The sequence below is a fragment of the Microbacterium sp. C7(2022) genome (assembly GCF_028823665.1).
Taxonomy (GTDB): domain Bacteria; phylum Actinomycetota; class Actinomycetes; order Actinomycetales; family Microbacteriaceae; genus Microbacterium.
Map to the genome: position 1 here is coordinate 186525 of NZ_JAPEHV010000001.1, position 21057 is coordinate 207581.

Sequence of the window (21057 nt, forward strand, 5' to 3'; positions counted from 1 at the left end):
ATCTCTTCCCGAGTGTCGCACCCCAGGGCTACTCTCGCTGGCATGGCTGACATCCTGCTCTTCCACCACATCCAGGGACTCACTGCCGGTGTGCAGGAGTTTGCCGATGACCTGCGGCGAGCCGGGCACACCGTGCACGTACCCGACCTTTTCGACGGCCGCACCTTCGGCAGCATTGAGGAGGGGTTCGCGTACGCACAGGATGCCGGGTTCGAGACGCTCCGCGAGCGCGGTGTCGCGGCCGCCGATGGGCTCGGCGCGGACCTCGTGTACACAGGCTTCTCGTTCGGCGTCATGATCGCCCAGCAGCTTGCACAGAACCGGCCGGGTGCGCGCGGCGCGCTCCTGCTGCACTCATGCATTCCCCTGGCAGAGTTCGGCGGAGTCTGGCCTGCGGAAGTGCCCGTGCAGATCCACGGGATGGAAGGCGACGAGTTCTTCGACGAGGATCTGCCTGCCGCGCGCGATCTCGTCGCCGTCGCCGCGGACGCCGAGCTGTTCGTGTACCCGGGCGATAAGCACCTCTTCACCGACTCATCGCTCGACGCGTACGACCCCGAGGCGGCCGCGCTGGTCCGCGAGCGCGTGCATGGCTTCCTGGGGCGGCTGTAGTCCCGCAGGGTGACACCATGGAGGGATGGGAACCGCCAACCTCACCCGCGAAGAGACGGCCGCGCGATCCGCGGCGATCACTGCGCGCAGCATCCATGCCGTCCTCGACCTGACGGGCGCGATCGACCCTGACCGGACCGACTTCCCGGTGACGACCACGCTCGAGTTCGACGCCGCCACCGACGAGACCTGGATCGACTTCATCGGCCCGGGCGTGAACCGCGTCACGGTCAACGGCGCAGAGATTCCCGTCCGCTACGACGGCGCGCGCATCGCCATCTCCGGGCTCACCGCTCACAACACCGTGATCGTCGAGGCGGCGGGTGGGTACAGCCGTTCCGGCGAGGGCCTGCACCGCTTCGTCGACCCCGTCGACGGCGAGACCTACCTCTACACGCACTATGAGCCGGCCGACGCTCGCCGCGTGATCGCGTGCTTCGAGCAGCCCGACATGAAGTCGCGCTACACGTTCGAGGTCACCGCCCCCCTCGGGTGGCAGGTGCTGTCGAATCAGGATGCCACGGCCACCGTGGTCACCGGCGACGCGCAGACCGTGACCTTTGCGCCGACCCTTCCGCTGTCGAGTTACATCACTGCTCTTGCCGCGGGCCCCTATCACCGCGTCGAGTCGACGTGGCAAAAGGGCGACCGAACTGTCGCACTCGCCGCGCTGTGCCGTGCGTCGCTGGCCGAGTACCTCGAGGCCGACGAGATCCTCGAGGTCACGCGCCAGGGCATGGACTTCTTTGATGACGCCTTCGGATTTCCCTACCCGTGGGGCAAGTACGACCAGATCTTCGTCCCCGAGTACAACATCGGCGCGATGGAGAACCCGGGGCTCGTCACCTTCACCGAGGCATACCTCTTCCGCGGAGCCTCGACGCAGGCGCAGCAGGCTGCGCGGGCAAACACGATCCTCCACGAGATGGCGCACATGTGGTTCGGCGACCTCGTCACGATGCGCTGGTGGGACGACCTGTGGCTCAAAGAGTCGTTCGCCGACTACATGGGCTCGCACGCGTCGGTCGCCGCGACAAAGTACACCGACGCGTGGGTGGCGTTCGCCAATCGTCGCAAGGCGTGGGCGTACGCGCAGGACCAGCTGCCGACCACTCACCCGATCGTCGCCGATATCGCCGACCTCGAAGCGGCCAAGCTCAACTTCGACGGAATCACATACGCCAAGGGCGCGTCGGTACTCAAGCAACTCGTCGCGTTCGTCGGCGAGGAAGCCTTCTTCGCCGGCGCGCGCAGCTACTTTGCCCGCCACGCGTACGGGAACACCACGCTCGGCGACCTGCTCGCCGAACTCGAAGAGTCCTCGGGTCGCGACCTTCGCGAGTGGTCGCGTGCGTGGCTCGAGACCAGCGGTGTTTCGACGCTGTGGCTCGAGCGTGCCAGCGACGGCTCGGCCGTCCTGCACCAGTCTCCGGCCAGACCGCACCGGTTGCGCGTCGCGCTGTTCGATCTCGACGATCAGCGGCTCGTGTTCCGCGAGCGCGTCGACGTCGACATCAGTGGCGAGCAGACCGAGATCGCGCTCGCCGACGCTGCGCTGACGCTCATCAATGATGGTGATCTCACCTACGCGAAGGCGCGCCTCGACGACACCTCGCTCGACGCGGTCGAAGCGGCGCTGTCGACCCTCGACGACTCTCTCGCGCGAGGCTTGGTCTGGTCGTCACTGTGGAACGCGACGCGCGACGGCGAGCTGCGCGTCGAACGCTACCTGCGCATCGTGGGCGCGCACGCCCTCGCAGAGTCGAACCTCAGTGTGCTCACCGGTGTCGTCGCGCACGCGGCGGTCGCCTCGAGCACATACCTTCCCGAGGGTGTTCGTGAGGCGGCGATGCGCGAGTGGCTGCATACCGCGTGGCGTGCGATGACCGAAGCGGATGCCGGGAGCGGCGCACAGCTCATCTGGGCGCGTGCGGTGGCCGACGCGGCGTCCCGCGACGGCTCACGCGCTGCCGAAATCCGAGCGATGCTTTCGGACCCGGCATCCGCCCCCGCAGGGCTCGCGCTGGACGCTGACCTGAGATGGATGCTGCTTGCTGCCCTCGCAGCGACCGGCAACGCCGCCGAGGCGGACGCGGAGAGCGAACTGCAACGAGACGACACTGCCAGCGGTCGCACGCAGCGCCTGCGCGTGGTCGCTTCGCAGCCCACGGCCGCGATTCGGGAAGCGGCGTGGAACGCGGCGTGGAACGATCTGGCGCTCACCAACGATCACCTCGATGCGACGATCGCTGGTTTCCGCGCGGGTGGCCGACGCGACCTCGTCGAACGGTTCGACGCCGACTACTTCGCGCGTATCGAAGAGGCATGGCGCACCCGCAGCATCGAGATCGCCAAGCGCCTCGTGGTGGGGCTCTTCCCCGACACGGACTCGCTCGACCTGGTGGATGAGTGGCTGGCGAATCACGAAGATGCGCCGGGTGCCCTGCGCCGACTCGTCATCGAGCAGCGAGACCAGCGGGAGCGCGCCCTCCGGGTGCAGCACATCAACGCCTGACCGGTCGCCGCGAGGGCGCTGCCGGGGTGCTACGCGCAGAGTTCCACCGAGTGGTGGAACTTCGACTACAGTAGGGCGATGTTGCCTCCGCGCCGGCGGTTACTCGTGACGGGTGTCGTGCCTGCGGGGGCATCGTGCCGCCGACGGCACGCTGTAATCCTGCAAGAGAGGCACCCGATCGATGGCCGATCCGACGTCCCCCCGCCCGCCCTTCCTCCGACGATTCCTGAAGGGAACGGCGCTCGTCCTGGCGATCCCGCTCGTCGCCGTCGTCGGTGCCGCCGGCTACGTCGGCTTCGAAGCGCTGACCAACCGCCCCGATGATTCGCCCGAGCACGAGCAGTCCAAGGACGAGTACCTCGAATCGCTCCGCGCTCGCGCGACCGCGCCCGAGGCCGACCCGAACGTCGTGCTGGTCTACTACGACGACCTCGGCTACGGCGACTTCGGGTTCACCGGCAACACCGTGATCGACACCCCGAATCTCGACGCGCTCGCCGAAGACGGGGTCGTTCTCAGCAACTTCCACGCGCCCTCGCCGGTGTGCACGCCGTCGCGCGCCGCGCTCCTGACCGGTCGCCTCGCCCCTCGCGCCGACGTACCGAGCGTGCTGTTCCCGACCGGCTCGGCCATGGGACTCATCGACAAGGTCTCGGGAAACTTCCCGCTGACGGCAGCCGAGATCACGATCCCCGAAGTCCTGCAGGCCACCGGCTACCAGACCGCGATGATCGGCAAGTGGCACCTGGGTGACACCGCCGAGTCGGCGCCTACGCAGTTCGGTTTCGAGAGCTTCCTCGGCTCGCTGTACTCGAACGACATGGATCCGTTCGAGATCTACCGCGACGACGAGGTCGAGATCGCCGCCCCGGTGGACCAGACCATGCTCGACGAGCTCTACACGGACGCTGCCGTCGAGTACATCGACACGGCCGCGGCATCCGAAGACCCCTTCTTCCTTTACTTCGCGCACAACTTCCCGCACGACCCGCTGTTCACCTCGCCCGAGAATGAGGGTCGGTCGGATGCCGGTCTCTACGGCGATGTGGTGGAGAGCCTCGACGACGGCATCGGTCGCATCGTCGATGAGCTCGAGGCGACGGGTGAGCTCGACAACACCATCATCATCGTCACCAGCGACAACGGTCCCTGGTACCAGGGAAGCCCGGGCGACCACCGCGGTCGCAAGGGATCGATCAGCGAAGGCGGCACGCGTGTGCCGTTCCTCGTGCACTGGCCCGACGGGATCGACGGCGGGCGCACGCTCGAGACAATGACCATGGGAACCGACATTCTGCCGACCCTCATGGAGTGGATCGACGTCCCCGCGCCGACCGATCGCATGCTCGACGGCACCAGCATGGCGCCGCTTCTTGCGGGCGAGGCCGATTCGGTGAGCGAGTACTACTACTTCTACGCCGGCCGTGAGCTCCTGGGGGTGAGCGATGGGCGCTTCAAGTACTACACGAAGCAGCCGTACCTGCACACCAACAGTGGTCTGCCGTTCACTGCCGCGACCCAGCAGGGCCCGTGGCTGTTCGATATGGAGTCGGATGCGAGCGAGTCGTACGACGTCAGTGCGAAGTACCCGGACGTGGTCGCCGACCTGACCGCAGAACTCGAGCGCCGCAACGCCGAGATGGCCGAGAACCCGCGCGGGTGGCTCTCGTAGCCATCCTCGCCACGTGCAGAAAAACGGGCCGGGGAGTGATCCCCGGCCCGTTGTGTGCGAATCAGCTTCGCGCGGAACTCAGCGGAAGGCGTCCTTGACGTTCTCGCCCGCCTGCTTCAGGTTGGCTTCTGCCTGGTCCTTCTTGCCCTCCGCCTGCAAGCGCTCGTTGTCCGTCGCGTCGCCGATAGCTTCCTTGCCCTTGCCCGTGAGGTCCTGCGCGGTGTTCTTGATCTTGTCGTCGAGACCCATGCTGTGCTCCTTTCGCTGGGGGCCGCCGTTGTGAGGCGGTCAGGCCATTTCATGGCATTCGAGACAACAGCCCAAGGGGCTTGACAGATGGCCCTCAATGGGTCAGAGAAATCGCGCTACGCGTCAGCGCGAAACCGTGCGGAAGCCTGCGTTGCCCATCGATGAGTCCGGCGTGTTCTGGCTGCGCGCCGAGTTGCGATAGCGGTTGCAGTACGAGATGTGACACAGGTAGCTGCCGCCGCGCAGGATGCGCACCTGGCCGCGTTCGGGGCCGGTCGGGTTCGTCGCCGGCGAGGTGCCGTAGTAGCGCGGGTCGAACCAGTCGGCGCACCACTCCCACACGTTCCCGACGGTCTGGTGCAGGCCGTATCCGTTGGGTGCGAAGGCATCTGCGGGCGCCGTGGTCAAGTAACCGTCCTCGAGGGTGTTCTCGCGCGGAAACGTGCCCTGCCAGATGTTCGCGCGCCAGGTGCCATCGGTGTCGGGTTCGTCATCGCCCCACGGATACTTCTTGCGGTCGAGCCCCCCGCGTGAGGCGTACTCCCACTCGGCTTCCGTCGGCAGACGGCGCCCGGCCCACTCGCAGTACGCTTGCGCGTCGTTCCAGCTGACGTGGACGACCGGGTGGTCTTCGAGTCCATCGAGTGACGACAGGGGCCCGCCAGGATGCCGCCAGTCGGCGCCCTTCACTCCGAACCACCACGGGGTTTGCGCGGGCTGCCCCATGATGTCGGATCGGTCGGCGGCGAGCGCCAGGTGGAACACGGCCGAAAATTCGAACGTCTCGGCCTCGGTGCGGTACCCGGTCGCGTCGACGAACTCGGCGAATGCGCGGTTCGTCACGGTCGTGGCATCCATCGAGAATTCCGAGATCTCGACTTCGTGCTGCGGGCTCTCGCCGTCGCCACGGTTCTCGTCGCCCGACGAGTCGCCCATGATGAAGCGGCCTGCCGGGATCAGTACCTGCGGGATCAGGTGGCGTGGGCTCTCTTCGGCCGGGGTCGGGGAAGCGGACGCCGGTGCCCGCCCGATCGAAAGAAAAGCATCCCGCGCCGGTGCGCCGCAACGGCAGTTGTCACCGCAGGTCGAGTCGTCGTCAGCCACCCCCTCAGCCTATCGGGGGGCTCAGCACAGATGGCGGGCATGCGCAAGGGCCTGGCTCTTCCCCGTGGCGAAACTAGGCTCGGCACAGAGCACAAAGACGCCGCGTGGAGCTACCCGACGCCGTACCCGTCGGCCTTCGACCGCGTCGGCAAGGACTTCTCGGTCTACGTCGCCTTCGCCCCCGGCGTCACGATCACCGACTGACGCGTAGGCTCGTGCCTTATGGCACTTCCCGCGACGATCCATACCTTCACGGTGAACCTGGCCGACGTCGATCGCGGGGTGTACGAAGAGGTGTCGCTGCGCGTGGCGCGGCATCCGTCTGAGACCGAGGCGTACATGATGACGCGCCTGCTGGCGTACCTGCTCGAGTACGAAGAGGGCATCGCGTTCAGCGAGGGCATCTCGTCGACCGAGGAGCCCGCGGTGATCGTTCGCGACCTCACGGGGCGAATCACCACCTGGATCGAGGTGGGGGCTCCGGATGCCGCGCGTCTGCACTACGGCAGCAAGCTCGCCGATCGCACCACCGTGTACACGCACCGAGATCCCGCGAAGGTGATGGCGCCGTGGGCGGGGAAGAAGATTCACGACAGCGCGGCCATCACGCTGCACAGTTTCGATCCCGGCTTCATCGATGACGCCGTGCGCGCGCTCGACCGGCGCAACACCGCGACCCTTTCGGTGACCGAACGTCAGCTCTACCTCGAACTGAACGGCACTCACCTGTCGTCGGCTGTGCACGACCACACGCTGAGCGTCTGACGGCCAACGTCCGCCCCTGGCGTATCAGGCGCCGAGAGGCGAGACTCTCCCCAGCGGGAGGAAACGCCATGAACCTCGAGCACTTCAGCGTCGCCACGTTCAATCTGTACAACTTCCAGTTGCCCGGTCTGCACATGAATCCGGGCCAGCGTCACTGGACGCCGGAAGAATTCGACCGCAAGGTCGAGTGGATCGGACGGCAAATCCGTGCGCTGGATGCGGACGTCATCGGCTTGCAAGAGCTCTGGCACGCGGACGCCATGGAAGCGGTGATGGATGCCGCGGGCCTGCGCGACGACTACGAGTTGCTGGCCACCCCCGCCGGGGGCGGGCGTATCATCTGCGCGGCGCTCGTCCGCACGGGCCTGCGGGTGGGGGATCCGGAATGGATCGAGCACTTCCCCGACGCCCTGCGGCTGCAGTCGAACACCCCCATGGACCTGCAATCCCCGGGCATCCATGTCTCGATCGATCGCTTCGCGCGACCCGTCCTTCGCTTTCGTATCGCTCTGCGTGATGACCACCCGCACACCGAGGTCTTCGTCGCGCACCTCAAGTCGAAACTGCCGATCCGCATCGATACCGAGCCGTGGTTCGAGGACGAACCTGACGTTTACAAACCGCACGCGACGGCGATCGGCGCGGCGCTGGCGACCATTCAGCGCACGGCCGAGGCGACCGCTCTGCGCGTGTTGCTCACGACCCTGATGAAGGGCACGGTCACGCCGGTCATCGTGCTGGGCGACATCAACGACGGGCAGCACAGCAACACGGTGAACATCCTCACCGAGCAACCGCGCTACCTCGTCGGGGATTCGCGCGGCGGTGCCGACATTGGCCTGTACACCGCGCAGACGCTGCAGGAATACCGCGATACGCGTGACGTGTATTACACGCACGTGCACGAAGACCTACGGGAATCGCTGGACCACGTGCTGGTCAGCGAGCAGTTCTACGACAACTCTCGCCGGCGGTTGTGGCTGTTCGACGGACTCCGCATCAACAACGATCATCTGGATGCTGCAGACCACCGAGCCGACGGGAGCGGCGATCACGGCATCGTCACCGTCCGATTCCGCTACCGCCCGTTCCGCTGACATGCGTCCGGGGCGGTGACGCGACGTCACACGCCCCGGACGATGGGTACTCGATCAGCCGAAGATGCCTCGCAGCCAGTCGAAGATCGAGCGGATCGCTTCGACGGCGCGTTGCACCGCCCGCTCGACGCGGCTGGGCTTGTCATCGTCGATTTCGACGGCCGTCAAGGGTGCGAGCGAGGGTTTCCCATCCACCGCAGGAGCAGAACCGCGAGGGTGGCGCCCAGCAATTGTGCGCCGATGAACCCGGGCGCAGACGAGGGCGCGATGCCGGCGAACGTGTCGCTGAACATGCGCCCCACCGTGATTGCGGGGTTCGCAAAACTCGTCGAACTGGTGAAGAAATACGCCGCCCCGATGTACGCGCCGACCGCCCACGGGATGACCGACTGTCGTTCCGTGCGTGCGAGAAGGAAAATCACCAGCACCAGGCCCGTGGTCGCCACGATCTCTGAGAGGAAAGTCGCCGGGGTCAGTCGCTGTGTCGTGCTGATGCTGACCGCGGGCCCCGCGAACATCACATTCGCGAGCACTGCGCCGCTGATGCAGCCTGCGATCTGAGTCGGGATGTACGCCGCGGCATCCGACCACGTGCGCCCTCGTGACACCGCGTCGACGAGGGTGACGACCGGGTTGAACTGTGCCCCACCGAACGGCGCGAATACAACGATCAGCACGGCGAGACCGAGGGCGGTCGCGATCGCGTTCTCGAGGAGTTGCAGGCCGACATCGGTGGGGGAGAGTTCGGATGCCGCAATGCCCGAGCCGACGACGACGGCGGCGAGCCCGGCCGAGCCGAGAAACTCCGCGGTCAGGCGTCGCGACAGCCGGACGTCGTCTATGGGGCGAGTGGTCTCGGCGGTGGTATTCATGGTTGCGCCAGGAGGGTCGAGAGGGACTCGAGCGCATCGGGTACGAGTGCGTAGTACGCCCAGGTTCCGCGCTTGGAGCGGGTGAGGAACCCCGCCTCGGTCAGCACTTTTAGATGGTGAGACACCGTGGGTTGGCTGAGTCCGACCGGCTCGGTGAGGTCGCACACGCACGCTTCGGCGCCGTCGCTCGCGGCGACAATCGAGAGCAGCCGCAAGCGCGCCGGGTCGGCGAGGGCCTTGAGGGTGCGGGCGAGTGCTTCCGCCTGTTCGGCGTCGAGCGGGTCGCGCACGAGGGACGTGCAGCACGCGTCGGTATCGGGGGCGCAAGACGCGGGGGTCGTCTGATTCACGCATCGATGATAGCGAATATTGACACTCGTCAATATAGGGTCGACGATGTACATCGACAGTCATCGATATTGGAGCCGCAATGCTCCGCGAGATTCGCATCCATAGACTGGAATCGATGGATGCTTCTCTCGATGATGTTCGACTGCTCGCCGACCCCACGCGCGCCCGGATCGTCTCGCTCGTGCGCGCTGCGGGTCGACAGAGTGTGACGGTGCTGGCGCGGGAGCTCGGGGTGTCGCAACCCACGGTGTCGCACCATCTCAAGGCGCTCTTCGACGCGGGACTGCTTCGTCGAGAGCAGGAGGGCCGACGTGTGTGGTACTCCATCGCCCCCGATCGCTCTGACGCCCTCGCCGGCTTGCTGCCGGCGGATGACCGCGCCGGCGGCATGACCGAAGATGTGATCGCGCGGATGGTCGACGATCTCGCGCAGCGCTTCGACGGCGGGCTGAGCCGCGAAACCGTGGAGCGCTACGTGCGGGAGAGCGTGGAGCTGATTCGCGCGCGTGGCGCCGATGCGCGCGAGTCATCGCGTGCCGCTGCGTTTGCGGCTGAGCGTTTGGATGCCCTCCTTTCCGTCGAGCGACCGGCCGTGCGTCCAGAAGTCCTGTTCGTGTGCGTGCAAAACGCCGGGCGCTCGCAGATGGCGGCCGCCATGATGCGGCACTTCGCGGGGGATCGCGTGCACGTGCGGACCGCCGGCAGCGAGCCTGCGTCGGCGGTGCGCTCGGTCGTCGTGTCGGCCCTGGATGAGATCGGTGTGCCGCTCGGGGGTGAGTTCCCTAAGCCCCTCACCGACGAGGTCGTGCGGGCCGCCGACGTAGTCGTGACGATGGGGTGCGGGGATGCATGCCCGGTCTACGCGGGAAAGACGTATCTCGATTGGCCGATCGCAGATCCGGCCGGACTGTCGCTCCCGGGGGTGCGGGGCATCCGCGATGACATCGAGGCGCGCGTGCGAGGCCTGTTGGCGACGCTCGGGTGAACATCGGGTGAGTGGCGGCTTCGCGTGATGAGAAAGCATAGATGGTGGTCTATGCTTTCCGCATGACTCACACACCTACCGTCCTCTTCGTCTGCGTCCACAACGCGGGTCGCTCGCAGATGGCCGCCGGCTACATGCAGGCGCTGTCCGAGGGGCGCGTCGAGGTGCTGTCGGCCGGATCGGCACCGAAAGACCAGATCAACCCGATCGCGATCGAAGCGATGGCCGAAGAGGGCATCGACATCGCGCACAACGTACCCAAGGTCCTCACCGTCGAAGCGGTGAAGGAATCGGATGCCGTGATCACCATGGGCTGCGGCGACGCGTGCCCGATCTTCCCCGGCAAGCGCTACGAAGACTGGGAGCTCGAAGACCCCGCCGGGAAAGACATCGAGACGGTCCGGCGCGTGCGCGATGACATCAAGGCCCGCGTGCAGACTCTCCTTGCCGAACTCCTGACCGACTGATTCGGAGCGCGGGGGTCCACGGCCCCGCTACGCTGGCGCCGTGGATCCCGTCATCACGACGCTCGTCATCCTCGCGGTCGCAATCATCGCGTTCGTGAGCAACCGCGTGCCGCTGGAGATCGTGGCGGTCGGGGTTGCCCTCGCGCTGTGGGCAACCGGCATCCTGACGCTCCCCGAGGTGCTGTCGGGTTTCGGTGACCCCACCGTCATCTTCATCGCGACCCTGTTCATTGTCAGTGAGGCGCTGGATGCCGCGGGCGTGATGGCCTGGGCGGGGCAGTGGGTCATCGGCCGGGCGGGCACCAAACCCACGCGGCTGGTCATCGTGATCGGCCTGCTGGTGGCCGTCGTGTCGGCCTTCATCAGCATCAACGGTGCCGTGGCGGCCCTGCTGCCGCTGGTCGTGGTGGTCGCCGCGCGGGCGGGGATCGCGGCATCCAAACTCCTGATTCCGCTCGCCTTCGCAGCCTCGGCGGGGTCTCTCCTTACTCTCACCGGAACGCCGGTAAACATCGTCGTCTCCGACATTGCGGCATCCAACGGAGGGCGAGCATTCGGCTACTTCGAATTCGCTCTGGTGGGCATTCCGGTCGTGCTCGGCACCATCGCGATCATTCTTCTGTTCGGTCCGCGCCTGCTGCCCGAACGGCCCGCGGCGACGGTGCCGGTCGACTTGTCGCGCCATGCCCGCCTCCTCCGCGATCAGTACCACGTCACTCTCGAGACGGCGGCGATCGTCAACACCACCGACGGCGTCAGCGAGATCGTCGTACCCCCGCGCTCGCCCATGATCGGCGAGCGCGTGGTTCCCGGTATGGCCGTACCCGGAGACGCCGTGGTTGTGCTCGCCGTGCGTCGGGGCGATGACGTGATCAACGACCAGGAGGTCGTCATCCGGGCGGGCGATGCCCTCCTGATGCAGGGGTCGTGGGACGACCTGGTGATCCACAGTGAGACCTCGGGGGTGTTGGCCGTCGACGCTCCGCGTCAACTGCGTCGATCGGTGCCGTTGGGTCGCGGCGCGCGTCGTTCGCTCATCGTTCTGGCCGGGATGGTCGTCCTTCTTGCGACTGGCTTGGTGCCGCCCGCCGTTGCCGGATTGCTCGCCGTTGGGGCCCTCATCCTCAGCCGCGGCCTCACCTTCCCGCAGGCGTATCGCTCGGTGTCGTGGACGACGATCGTGCTCATCGCCGGCATGATGCCGCTCGCCACCGCGGTGTCGGTCACCGGCACCGCCGACCTGGTGGCCGATGCGCTCATCGGCTGGCTCGGTGGGTCGAACCCCTATTTGTCGCTGCTGGCGCTGTGCGCGCTGACGCTGATCCTCGGCCAGTTGATCTCGAACACAGCCACGGTGCTGATCGTCGCCCCGATCGCCGTTGCGCTCGCCGGGATCCTGGATCTGTCGGTGATGCCGTTCATGATGGCACTGACCGTGGCGGGCGCCGCCGCGTTCTTCACCCCGATCGCGACGCCCGCCAACCTCATGGTGATGGAGCCGGGAGGGTATCGGTTCGGCGACTACTGGAAGCTGGGGCTCCCGCTGGCGCTCTTCTTCCTCGCGATGGCGGTGCTCTACGTGCCCCTGATCTGGCCGTTCTAACGCCTACGCGTCGCGGTCCGCTCCGGTCGTGGCATCCCACCGCCCGCACGCGCGCTCATAGTCCTGCTGCGACAGATCGGCGTACGCCTCGGCCCACGTCACCAGCGCCGTGCTTGCCGCTGCGGGGTCGCCGATATAGCCCACGACTTGGCCCGCGGTGTAGCTCTGGGCGTGGCTACGCCCGAGCACGGCTGCGCAACCCACGACATAGTCGTGGAACGCTTCGTACGCGAGGCCCTCCAGCTCGATCGACCCCTTCATGTCGTGGAACTGTCGCAGGTAATAGTCGCGGTTGGGCCCTCGCAAGTAGCCCAAGAACGGGTCTGAGACGGCTTGCAGGATCCGCTGCATGCTGACTACTCGGTACCCGTGGCCGTGCGCGGCGACACCGTCTTCGAGGCGAGGAGGCTGCGCGATCCCGCCGTGAGACTCGAGAACCGACGGGCCGGCTTCTTTGATCTGCAGCACCAGGGCATCATCGTCCGCACCGACAAGCAGGTGCAGGTAGCACCGCGTGCCGACGCTGCCGACACCCACCACACGCCGCGCGAGATCACGGGGAACGTACTGCGACAGGACGATGTCGATGTCGATCGGCACGCTCGCGCGGTACTGCTCGAGGAGCTCTTCGATGCCTCCGTCTGCGTGCGCGGTGCCGCCCGCGCGCTCGGCGTCAGCGAGGCTCATTCGAGTCATGGTCGGAGCCTGCTCACGGAACCGCAGCGAGCCATCCTCGGCGCGCTCGGTCGTGCGCTCGATCGCGCGCAGACCGGTGCGCTTCTGTGCCGCGCGGATCGCGGCTTTCGCGGCGGCGCGCCCCTTCTTGCTCATGCGTTGGTTCGCGAACTCGCTGCTGAGGTGCATGTAGTAGCGCTCGAGGGCGCTCTTTCCGGCGCTCGACCGCAGGGCGAGGGCGTAGCCCTGCACCGCGGTTTTGGCAGTGCGGTGCACATCGGCAGGATCGTAGCCCGCGTGCCGGCCGCCGATGATGACGCTCGTGACAAGCCGCTTCACATCCCACTCCCATGGGGCGATCGCCGCTTCGTCGAAGTCGTTGAGGTCGAACACGAGGCGACGCTCGGGGGAGGCGTAGAACCCGAAGTTGCTGATGTGGGCATCGCCGCATGCGGCCACCGGGATGCCCGAACTCGTTCCCGCGGCAAGGTCGGCGGCCATGAGTCCTGCCGTGCCGCGATAGAACGCGAACGGGTTGGCCAACATCCGCTGCATCCGCAGTGGCACCAACTCGGGAACGCGGTCGGCGTTTTGATGTTCGAGGTGCGCGACCGGGTCGCGATCCGCCGCGACGTCGAGGCCGGCCAGCGCTCGACGGGGTGCGACCTTGCGTCGGCCGCGCCCGAGCGCGCGTGAATCCGCGCGAGAGAGGACAGGGAGGTCCCACGCGGGGCGCAGGTCGTCGACGGGCATGATCAGATCATGGCTGAAGTCGGGCGGCTGCGCGAGAGACAGAACCGCCGGACCTCGGCATCCCCAGGCTTAGAGTCGGTTACCCGCCTCGGTCAGCACACCGCGCAGAATCTGCTCGATCTCGTCGAACTCGCTCGGACCGATCGTCAGCGGCGGCGCGAGCTGGATGACGGGGTCGCCGCGGTCATCGGCACGGCAGTACAGCCCTGCGTCGAACAGCGCCTTCGACAAGAAGCCCCGCAACAGGCGCTCGGACTCCTCGTCGTTGAACGTTTCCTTCGTCGCCTTGTCCTTCACCAGTTCGATGCCGAAGAAGTAGCCGTCGCCGCGCACATCGCCGACGATCGGCAGATCGGTGAGCTTCTCCAGCGTCTTGCGGAAGATCGGTGAGTTCTCGCGAACGTGCCCGAGCAGCCCCTCTTCCTCGAAGATGTCGAGGTTCTCCATGGCGACCGCGGCCGAGACCGGGTGCCCGCCGAAGGTATAGCCGTGGTAAAACGCAGTGTCGCCGTGGGCGAACGGCTCGTAGATGCGGTCGCTCACGACCGTGCCGCCCAGGGGTGAGTAGCCGCTGGTGACGGCCTTGGCGAACGTGATCATGTCGGGCTGGTAGTCGTACGCGTCGCACGCAAACATGTGCCCGATGCGGCCGAAGGCGCAGATCACTTCATCCGAGACGAGTAGAACGTCGTACTTGTCGCAGATCTCGCGGACTCGCTTGAAGTATCCGGGCGGCGGGGGGAAGCATCCACCCGAGTTCTGCACCGGCTCCAAGAACACGGCGGCAACCGTTTCGGGACCTTCGAACTGGATCATCTCTTCGATGCGGTCAGCCGCCCACACGCCGAATTCTTCAAGGTTCTCTGACGGCGCCCCCATGTCGGCTGCCCGATAGAAGTTGGTGTTGGGGACGCGGAAACCCCCGGGCGTCAGAGGCTCGAACATCGCCTTCATCGCGGGGATGCCGGTGATCGCCAGCGCACCCTGCGGTGTGCCGTGGTAAGCGACCGAGCGCGAGATGACCTTGTGCTTGGTGGGCTGGCCCTGAAGCTTCCAGTAGTACTTCGCGAGCTTGAATGCCGTCTCGACGGCCTCGCCACCACCGGTCGAGAAGAACACCTTGTTGAGGTCACCCGGCGCGTAGCTGGCGATGCGATCGGCCAGCTCGATCGCGGCGGGGTGCGCGTACGACCAGATGGGGAAGAAGGCCAGCTGCTCGGCCTGTGCGGCCGCGGCCTGCGCGAGGCGCTTGCGCCCGTGCCCGGCGGCGACGACGAAGAGGCCTGCCAAGCCATCGATGTACTTCTTGCCCTGCGAGTCGTAGATGTGGTGACCCTCGCCCTTGACGATGATGGGCACGCCCGGGCCCTCGGTCATCACCGACTGGCGGGCGAAGTGCATCCACAGGTGGTCCTTCGCCATCTGCTGCAGTTCGGATTCGGAGCGCGTGGCGCGCGAGGACGGTGTCGACATGAGAACTCCACTCTGGCGTTGTCTCGACCCTACTCGTGCGGGTTCGTCACCGGCCATGGCCGGTTCGTCCGAATCGCGGATGCTACGCGTCGAACCGTCCGGTCATGGTGCGCCGTCAGGGGATGGGCGCAGGGGCGGGGTCCCCAAGTCTCCCCGACCCTGCGCCCGCGTCACTGCGTTGCCGGGGCGCCCCAGGTGCCCAAGCCACGCCCGTCGAAGAACTGCAGAGTGACGGATGTGACATCTTCTCCGGTGCGTTCGAACGTCGCCGACGACAGCGAACCTGCCGGGGCGTTCTCACCGGTGGGGGCGAAGGCGAACGTGTTCACCGGCGATCTGCGCCGGGTGGCACGCGGGGGCACAGCGCTGGATCCCGACGTCGTCGAGATTCTCGTCTCTCGGGCGCGCATGCTCGGCGGCGGCGTTGAGCAGCTCACGCCGCGTCAGCGTGAAGTGCTCGCACTGATGGCCGAGGGCCGCAGCAACTCGTGGATCGCCGCAGCCCTCGGGTGCTCAGATAAGGCCGTTGTGCAGCATACGTCGCGTATCTACGACACGCTCGGGCTCCCGGTGGATGCCGATGACCACCGTCGCGTGCGCGCGGTGCTGCACTACTTGACCGAGTGAGAGTCGGTCGTGACCGAGCCGGTGTCTGGTCCGGCTCCGGTTTCCGCCGCAGGCGCCTCGGAGGTCTTCGCGCCCGAGCGCTGCGCGGCCTCGATCCGCTCTGCCTCTTCGCCGCCGATGGCCTCGCCGCGGGCGACGAGACCGGCAACATCTGACAGGGGAATCTGCTTGAGGAAGAGCGCCAGCAGGAATGCCGCGGCGATGAAGGGCAGGATGTACCAGAACACGGGCGCGAGGGCGTCGGCGTACGCGTTCACGATGCCGTCCTGCACGGTCTCGGGCAGCTGGCTGAGCGTCTGCGGATCGATCGTGGCGGTGGCCTCGGCGGCGGCGGAAGGGTCTGCCCCGGCGGACGCGAACACGTCCATGAGGTTTTCGCTCAGTCGCGTGGTGAACAGCGTGCCGAACACCGCCGTGCCGAGCGCCGCCCCGACCTCGCGGAAGTAGTTGTTCGTGCTGGTGGCCGACCCGAGGTCGGCGACTGGAACGGCGTTCTGCACGACCAGCACTACGACCTGCATGATGAGGCCGAGCCCCGCGCCGAAGATGAACAGGAAGACGCAGATCAGCCAGATCGGGGTGGCCGCGGTGAGGCTCGTCATCATGACGATCGCGGCGCCCGTGACGAGCGTTCCCACGATCGGGTACACGCGGTAGCGCCCGGTCTTGGTGATGAGCAGCCCCGACATGATCGAGGTGCCCATGAGGCCCACCATCATCGGGAGCATGAGAAGACCGGATGCCGCGGCCGACGTGCCCGAGGCCATCTGCAGGAACGTGGGGACAAAGCCGATGGCGGCAAACATGCCGATGCCGAGCAACAGACCGATTGCCGTGGCGTTGACGAACACGGGGTTACGGAAGAACGCCAACGGGATGATGGGGTCTTCCGCGCGCGCCTCGGTGAGGATGAACGCGGCGGCGGCGGCCACCAGCCCGGCACCCCACATCCACGTCTCGGGTGCATCCCAGCCGTGGGCGGCGTCGCCGCCGAAGTCGGTGAAGAAGATGAGGCATGTGGTCGCGGCCGACAGGAACACGACACCGAGGATGTCGATCTTCTTCGTTGCCTTCTTGCTCGGCAGTTTCAGGGCGACCAAGCCGATGATGAATGCGGCGATCCCGATCGGGATGTTGATGTAGAACGCCCACTGCCACGTGAGGTGGTCGACGAAGTATCCACCGAGCAAGGGCCCGGCGACGGCGGAGAGACCGAAGATGCCGCCGATGGGGCCCAGGTACTTGCCGCGCTCTGAGGCGGGCACGATGTCGGCGATGATCGCTTGCGACAAGATCATGAGACCGCCAGCGCCGAGGCCCTGCATGGCGCGGAAGACGACGAACATCCAGAAGTCCCCGGCGAACGCGCAGCCGACCGATGCGAGCGTGAACAGGGCGATCGCGATGAGGAACAGGTGTCGCCGCCCGAGCACATCGCCGAACTTGCCGTAGATCGGCATGACGATCGTGGTGGCGAGGAGGTAGGCGGTGACGATCCACACCTGGTGCTCGACGCCACCGAGTTCGCCCACGATGGTGGGCATGGCGGTCGAGACGATGGTCTGATCGAGGCTCGCCAGCAACATGCCAGCGATGAGCGCGCTGAAGATAATCCAGATGCGCCGTTGAGTGAGCAGGAAGGGTTGCTCCGTGGCGGTGGTGGTCATGACTTTCCGTTCGAGGTCGAAGAAGAAATCGGTGCGAGCAGGCCACGGGTGGCCTCGAGGCGGCGGCGGAAGATGGTGGCGAAGTCGTCCTCGACCTCGGGGCGGAGAACCTCGGCGACGCTGGGTCGCATGACGGCACCCATGAGGAACACCGCCGCGGTGGCGCGGTCATCGTCGGGGTCGATTCCCTCGCGGCGAGCGACCAGCGCCATGTCCTCGCGCTCGTTCTGCGCCAGATTTTCCAAGAAGTGCCGATGTAATTCGGGTGAGCGCTCGACGGCGGCGGCGACCAAGGCGAAGTCATCGACGGCGATGTCGGCGGCATCCCATCGTGCAATCATCAGGTCCGCAAGGTCGTCGACCAGGGTTCCCGACCCGGTGACGAACTGCTCGTCGAGACCTGTGAGATCGGCGCGGATCGCGACGCCCAGAACGGCATTCTCTTTGGTCGCGAAGTAGTTGAAGAACGTGCGGCGCGAGACCCCGACGTCGGTGCAGAGTTCCTCGACGGTGAAGCCGTGGATGCCACGCTCGGCGGTCAGTTCGCGCGCGCGTGATCGCAGAGCGCGCGCGGTATCGACCACCCGCTGTTCGCGCAGGGAACGTGCACTCTCAGACATAGCGTGCAACTTTACACTCTCAGTCCGATAGTGCAACTCTTGCGTTGCTCGCGCCGCGTGGGAATGCATGGGGTCATGCGCGCCGTCTTCGTCAAAGAGTTTCAGGAACTGCGGCGCGATCGCCGCACGCTCGGGATGCTCGTGGTCATGCCCCTGTTGCTGCTGGTGATCTTCGGCTATGCGGCGAACTTCACGGTGGACGAGTTCAAGGTCGCGATCGTGGGTGCGCAGACCGACCAGGTCGAGACGCTGATCGATGACAACGACGACCTGTCGGACACGCTCGACGTCATCTCCGCCGAGCCGGACGCCACGAAGGACGACGCGGAGGAACTGCTGGTCGAAGACCGCGCCGATGTCGCGATTGTGGCCGATTCGGATGCGATGACGGTTCTGATCGACGGATCGAACCTCTTCGCGGCACAATCCGCGCTCGTGCTCTTCACTCAGGCCGAGCAGCAGATGGCGCAGAATCCGCAGGCGCCGCCGGTTGAGATCGACGTGCTCTTCAACCCCGACCTGAAGACGTCGTGGGTGATGATCCCCGCGATCATCGGTCTCATCGTGACCTTCATCGGCACGATCATCACCAGCATCGGACTGGTGCGCGAGCGCGAGTCGGGCACCCTCGAGCAGCTGGCGGTGATGCCGCTGCGCTCGACCGGGGTGATCCTCGGCAAGATCATGCCGTACTTCCTCTTGGCGGCGTTCGACCTCGTTCTGATCGCAGTGCTGGGCATCTGGCTGTTCGATGTACCGTTCGTCGGCAACGTGTGGGTGTTCGCGCTCGGCGCGGCGATTTTCTTGTTCGCCGTGCTCGGTATTGGCCTCCTCATCTCGTCGGTGTCGCAGACATCGGGTCAGGCGATCCAGCTGGCGATGATGACGCTGCTGCCGCAGATCCTGTTGTCGGGCATGATCTTCCCGCTTGATGCCATGGCCGCGGGCGTGCGCTGGATCGGCTACCTGCTGCCGCTGACCTACTTCACGATGATCTCGCAGGGCGTCATGTTGCGCGGCGCACCGCTCGACTCGCTGTGGCTGCCGCTGACGGTGCTGACGGTGATGGCCATCGTCATCTTCGGGCTTGCGGTGTTCCGCCTTCACGCGAGCATCTCGCCGGCGAAGCCCTCGCGCGTCGCGCGCCGACACGCGCGCAGGGCGTCGAAGGACGCGTGAGGGGTTCCCTGACGAAGACCGAGCTCGGCGTCGCGGGCGTGCGGGTGACCTTCGGTGACACCGTCGCGCTCGACGACGTCACCATCGACGTGCCGCGCGGGCGGGTGACAAGCGTCGTCGGGGGAGACGGTGCCGGCAAATCCACCCTGCTGCGGATTCTTGCGGGTCGACTGATTCCGGATGCCGGAGACGTGTGCACCCTCGATCAGCGCCGTATCGGGTACCAACCTTCGACGTCGGGCGTGTGGGGCAACCTGTCGGTTATCGAGAACGTGAGGTTCGTGGGCCAGTCCTACGGGATGTCGGCCAAGGCGATCCGCACGCGCGGCGATGAACTGCTCGAACGCGCAGGACTCACAGCCGCCCGTGCTCGGCCCGGCGCCCAACTCTCGGGCGGCATGCGACAGAAGCTCGGCTTCCTGCTCGCGATTCTGCATGAACCCGAACTGATTCTTCTCGACGAACCCTCCACCGGTGTGGACCCCGTCAGCCGCGTCGAGCTGTGGCGGCTCATCTCCACCGCGGCGACGGGTGAGACCGCTGTGCTCATGGCGACGACCTACCTCGACGAGGCACAACGCGCGGCATCCGTCACCGCCCTCGAAGGAGGCAGAGTTCTGGCCGCGGGTGAACCCGACGGCATCATCGCGGCCGTTCCCGGAACCATCGCGCGGCTGTCGGGGGAGTCCTCACCGCCGGTCGACTCCTGGCGTCGCGGAACCGAACGCCACGGCTGGTACGACGGCGCTGCCGCCGGGGCGACGCCGCTCGGCGCGCCCGACCTCGAGGACGCGCTCATCGCCCTCACCGTGCAGGCCGCGCGCGAACAGGGCGACGGTGAAACGAACGAGCGCGCGCAGCCGGATTCGGAGTCCGCGCTCGGCGCAGCGTCGACGTCTGCTGAATCGACGAGCAACCGGCCCGGCGCGGTTTACGCAGCCGGCCACTCGGTCACGCGCCGCTTCGGCTCGCATGTCGCCGTCGACGACGTCTCGCTCGACGTGCGCGCCGGCGAGATCGTCGGCCTCATCGGCGCGAACGGTGCCGGGAAGACGACATTCCTGCGCACGCTCATCGGACTCGACAGCGCGGATGAGGGGGACATCGAACTCTTCGGAAAGGCGCCGGACGCGGCATCCCGTCGTCGTCTCGGGTACGTGCCGCAAGGCCTCGGGCTCTATCAAACGCTCAGTGTCGACGAGAACGTGGGGTTCTTCGCTCGGGTGTACGAGACCGACCCGGCGAGCTTGCCGCCGTCGCTGCGGCCGGTCCACCGCAGTCTTGTGAAAGCGATCGGTTTGGGGCGACAGCGGCAGCTTGCCTTCGCGCTTGCTCTCGAGCACGAACCCGACCTGTTGGTGCTCGACGAACCGACATCGGGTGTCGATCCGCTCTCTCGTGCGCGCTTGTGGGACATCATCCACGCGCAGGCCGAAGCGGGTCGCGGTGTCATTGTCACGACGCACTATCTGCAAGAGGCGGAGCAGTGCACGCGTTTGGCGTTGATGTCGCACGGCAAGCTGCTCGGTGTGGGCTCGGTCGCCGAACTGACCGCCGGCCTCAGCGCGGTGCGCGTGCGTGCGACCAAATGGCAGCGGGCGTTCCTCGCGCTCGGTGAAGCGGGGCTTGCGACGACGCTCGACGGACGCACAGTACGGGTCGCGGGTTCATCTGTTCCGGCAGTCCGCGACGCCTTGGGCGGGATCGACGCCGAGGTGGACGACGTCGCACCGACCCTCGAAGAGGCGATGGTTCTCCTCGACGAGTAAGG

At 66.6% G+C, this 21057-nt stretch carries 20 protein-coding genes; 12 read left to right on the plus strand and 8 right to left on the minus strand.

What is annotated here, in order from left to right; all coding sequences use genetic code 11:
• The first annotated feature begins 42 nt into the window (after positions 1–42).
• From ON062_RS00835 to ON062_RS00845, 3 genes are all read left to right on the plus strand, one after another.
• Positions 43–612, plus strand: a complete 570-nt coding sequence (locus ON062_RS00835) for a dienelactone hydrolase family protein (RefSeq protein WP_274645238.1) — start codon at positions 43–45, stop codon at positions 610–612.
• 25 nt (positions 613–637) lie between these two features.
• Positions 638–3127 carry an aminopeptidase N gene (gene pepN, locus ON062_RS00840; RefSeq protein WP_274645239.1) on the plus strand — a complete coding sequence of 830 codons (2490 nt, stop codon included), beginning with the start codon at positions 638–640 and terminating at the stop codon, positions 3125–3127.
• 181 nt (positions 3128–3308) lie between these two features.
• Positions 3309–4799, plus strand: coding sequence for a sulfatase (locus ON062_RS00845; RefSeq protein WP_274645240.1), 1491 nt, complete (start codon positions 3309–3311; stop codon positions 4797–4799).
• 78 nt (positions 4800–4877) lie between these two features.
• Here ON062_RS00845 and ON062_RS00850 read toward each other — a convergent pair whose 3' ends face one another.
• Entirely contained in the window at positions 4878–5048 is a 171-nt protein-coding gene (locus ON062_RS00850; protein ID WP_274645241.1) for a CsbD family protein, read from the minus strand.
• Between the two features lie 123 nt (positions 5049–5171).
• Positions 5172–6152 (minus strand): formylglycine-generating enzyme family protein, encoded by a 981-nt coding sequence (locus ON062_RS00855; RefSeq protein WP_274645242.1) that lies wholly within the window; start codon positions 6150–6152, stop codon positions 5172–5174.
• Between the two features lie 39 nt (positions 6153–6191).
• Here ON062_RS00855 and ON062_RS00860 point away from each other — a divergent pair, with 39 nt between their 5' ends.
• The 3 genes from ON062_RS00860 (at position 6192) to ON062_RS00870 (ending at position 8014) form a co-directional block, all read left to right on the plus strand.
• Entirely contained in the window at positions 6192–6356 is a 165-nt protein-coding gene (locus ON062_RS00860) for a hypothetical protein (protein ID WP_274645468.1), read from the plus strand.
• Positions 6357–6374: 18 nt separating this feature from the next.
• Positions 6375–6917, plus strand: coding sequence for a YaeQ family protein (locus ON062_RS00865; RefSeq protein ID WP_274645243.1), 543 nt, complete (start codon positions 6375–6377; stop codon positions 6915–6917).
• Between the two features lie 68 nt (positions 6918–6985).
• Positions 6986–8014 (plus strand): endonuclease/exonuclease/phosphatase family protein, encoded by a 1029-nt coding sequence (locus ON062_RS00870; RefSeq protein ID WP_274645244.1) that lies wholly within the window; start codon positions 6986–6988, stop codon positions 8012–8014.
• A 164-nt stretch (positions 8015–8178) separates the two neighbouring features.
• On the opposite strand, the gene ON062_RS00875 is transcribed toward ON062_RS00870, so the two are convergent.
• Positions 8179–8886: an MIP/aquaporin family protein gene (locus tag ON062_RS00875; RefSeq protein ID WP_274645245.1), complete on the minus strand. Its 708-nt coding sequence runs from the start codon at positions 8884–8886 to the stop codon at positions 8179–8181.
• The gene (locus ON062_RS00880) at positions 8883–9176 is read right to left on the minus strand and encodes a metalloregulator ArsR/SmtB family transcription factor (RefSeq protein WP_274645456.1); all 294 of its coding nucleotides are present in this window, start codon (positions 9174–9176) and stop codon (positions 8883–8885) included. Before ON062_RS00880 ends, ON062_RS00875 begins: the two co-directional genes overlap by 4 nt.
• A gap of 176 nt (positions 9177–9352) precedes the next feature.
• Between ON062_RS00880 and ON062_RS00885 the strand changes: the two genes are divergently transcribed.
• The 3 genes from ON062_RS00885 to ON062_RS13905 all read left to right on the plus strand — a co-directional run bounded on the left by ON062_RS00885 (position 9353) and on the right by ON062_RS13905 (position 12292).
• Positions 9353–10222 carry a metalloregulator ArsR/SmtB family transcription factor gene (locus ON062_RS00885; RefSeq protein WP_274645246.1) on the plus strand — a complete coding sequence of 290 codons (870 nt, stop codon included), beginning with the start codon at positions 9353–9355 and terminating at the stop codon, positions 10220–10222.
• Between the two features lie 62 nt (positions 10223–10284).
• Positions 10285–10689, plus strand: coding sequence for an arsenate reductase ArsC (locus ON062_RS00890; RefSeq protein ID WP_274645247.1), 405 nt, complete (start codon positions 10285–10287; stop codon positions 10687–10689).
• Between the two features lie 40 nt (positions 10690–10729).
• On the plus strand, positions 10730–12292 hold the full coding sequence (locus tag ON062_RS13905) for an SLC13 family permease (protein WP_274645248.1): 1563 nt from the start codon (positions 10730–10732) through the stop codon (positions 12290–12292).
• Between the two features lie 3 nt (positions 12293–12295).
• Here ON062_RS13905 and ON062_RS00900 read toward each other — a convergent pair whose 3' ends face one another.
• Both ON062_RS00900 and ON062_RS00905 read right to left on the minus strand, forming a co-directional pair.
• Positions 12296–13720 carry a DUF2252 domain-containing protein gene (locus tag ON062_RS00900; protein ID WP_274645249.1) on the minus strand — a complete coding sequence of 475 codons (1425 nt, stop codon included), beginning with the start codon at positions 13718–13720 and terminating at the stop codon, positions 12296–12298.
• 69 nt (positions 13721–13789) lie between these two features.
• Positions 13790–15193, minus strand: a complete 1404-nt coding sequence (locus tag ON062_RS00905; protein ID WP_274645250.1) for an aspartate aminotransferase family protein — start codon at positions 15191–15193, stop codon at positions 13790–13792.
• A 237-nt stretch (positions 15194–15430) separates the two neighbouring features.
• On the opposite strand from ON062_RS00905, the gene ON062_RS13910 reads away from it, so the two are divergent.
• The gene (locus tag ON062_RS13910; RefSeq protein WP_274645251.1) at positions 15431–15820 is read left to right on the plus strand and encodes a response regulator transcription factor; all 390 of its coding nucleotides are present in this window, start codon (positions 15431–15433) and stop codon (positions 15818–15820) included.
• Here the strand turns inward: ON062_RS13910 and ON062_RS00915 are convergent.
• Positions 15805–17487, minus strand: a complete 1683-nt coding sequence (locus ON062_RS00915; protein WP_274645252.1) for an MDR family MFS transporter — start codon at positions 17485–17487, stop codon at positions 15805–15807. The two genes, ON062_RS13910 and ON062_RS00915, sit on opposite strands and share 16 nt — an antisense overlap.
• Complete coding sequence (locus ON062_RS00920; protein WP_274645253.1) at positions 17484–18107, minus strand: TetR/AcrR family transcriptional regulator; 624 nt, start codon at positions 18105–18107, stop codon at positions 17484–17486. Before ON062_RS00920 ends, ON062_RS00915 begins: the two co-directional genes overlap by 4 nt.
• Positions 18108–18182: 75 nt before the next feature.
• On the opposite strand from ON062_RS00920, the gene ON062_RS00925 reads away from it, so the two are divergent.
• Positions 18183–19286: an ABC transporter permease gene (locus ON062_RS00925; protein ID WP_274645254.1), complete on the plus strand. Its 1104-nt coding sequence runs from the start codon at positions 18183–18185 to the stop codon at positions 19284–19286.
• Positions 19283–21055 (plus strand): ATP-binding cassette domain-containing protein, encoded by a 1773-nt coding sequence (locus tag ON062_RS00930; RefSeq protein WP_274645255.1) that lies wholly within the window; start codon positions 19283–19285, stop codon positions 21053–21055. The genes ON062_RS00925 and ON062_RS00930 overlap by 4 nt, the downstream gene beginning before the upstream one ends.
• The last annotated feature ends 2 nt before the right edge of the window (positions 21056–21057 follow it).

What these genes read in the sequence shown, in the direction of transcription:
- ON062_RS00835 (WP_274645238.1), top strand. Translation starts at nt 43, where the DNA reads ATGGCTGACATCCTGCTCTTCCACCACATCCAGGGACTCACTGCCGGT.
- pepN (WP_274645239.1), top strand. Translation starts at nt 638, where the DNA reads ATGGGAACCGCCAACCTCACCCGCGAAGAGACGGCCGCGCGATCCGCG.
- ON062_RS00845 (WP_274645240.1), top strand. Translation starts at nt 3,309, where the DNA reads ATGGCCGATCCGACGTCCCCCCGCCCGCCCTTCCTCCGACGATTCCTG.
- ON062_RS00850 (WP_274645241.1), bottom strand. Translation starts at nt 5,048, where the DNA reads ATGGGTCTCGACGACAAGATCAAGAACACCGCGCAGGACCTCACGGGC.
- ON062_RS00860 (WP_274645468.1), top strand. Translation starts at nt 6,192, where the DNA reads ATGCGCAAGGGCCTGGCTCTTCCCCGTGGCGAAACTAGGCTCGGCACA.
- ON062_RS00865 (WP_274645243.1), top strand. Translation starts at nt 6,375, where the DNA reads ATGGCACTTCCCGCGACGATCCATACCTTCACGGTGAACCTGGCCGAC.
- ON062_RS00870 (WP_274645244.1), top strand. Translation starts at nt 6,986, where the DNA reads ATGAACCTCGAGCACTTCAGCGTCGCCACGTTCAATCTGTACAACTTC.
- ON062_RS00875 (WP_274645245.1), bottom strand. Translation starts at nt 8,886, where the DNA reads ATGAATACCACCGCCGAGACCACTCGCCCCATAGACGACGTCCGGCTG.
- ON062_RS00885 (WP_274645246.1), top strand. Translation starts at nt 9,353, where the DNA reads ATGGATGCTTCTCTCGATGATGTTCGACTGCTCGCCGACCCCACGCGC.
- ON062_RS00890 (WP_274645247.1), top strand. Translation starts at nt 10,285, where the DNA reads ATGACTCACACACCTACCGTCCTCTTCGTCTGCGTCCACAACGCGGGT.
- ON062_RS00900 (WP_274645249.1), bottom strand. Translation starts at nt 13,720, where the DNA reads ATGCCCGTCGACGACCTGCGCCCCGCGTGGGACCTCCCTGTCCTCTCT.
- ON062_RS00905 (WP_274645250.1), bottom strand. Translation starts at nt 15,193, where the DNA reads ATGTCGACACCGTCCTCGCGCGCCACGCGCTCCGAATCCGAACTGCAG.
- ON062_RS00915 (WP_274645252.1), bottom strand. Translation starts at nt 17,487, where the DNA reads ATGACCACCACCGCCACGGAGCAACCCTTCCTGCTCACTCAACGGCGC.
- ON062_RS00920 (WP_274645253.1), bottom strand. Translation starts at nt 18,107, where the DNA reads ATGTCTGAGAGTGCACGTTCCCTGCGCGAACAGCGGGTGGTCGATACC.
- ON062_RS00925 (WP_274645254.1), top strand. Translation starts at nt 18,183, where the DNA reads ATGCGCGCCGTCTTCGTCAAAGAGTTTCAGGAACTGCGGCGCGATCGC.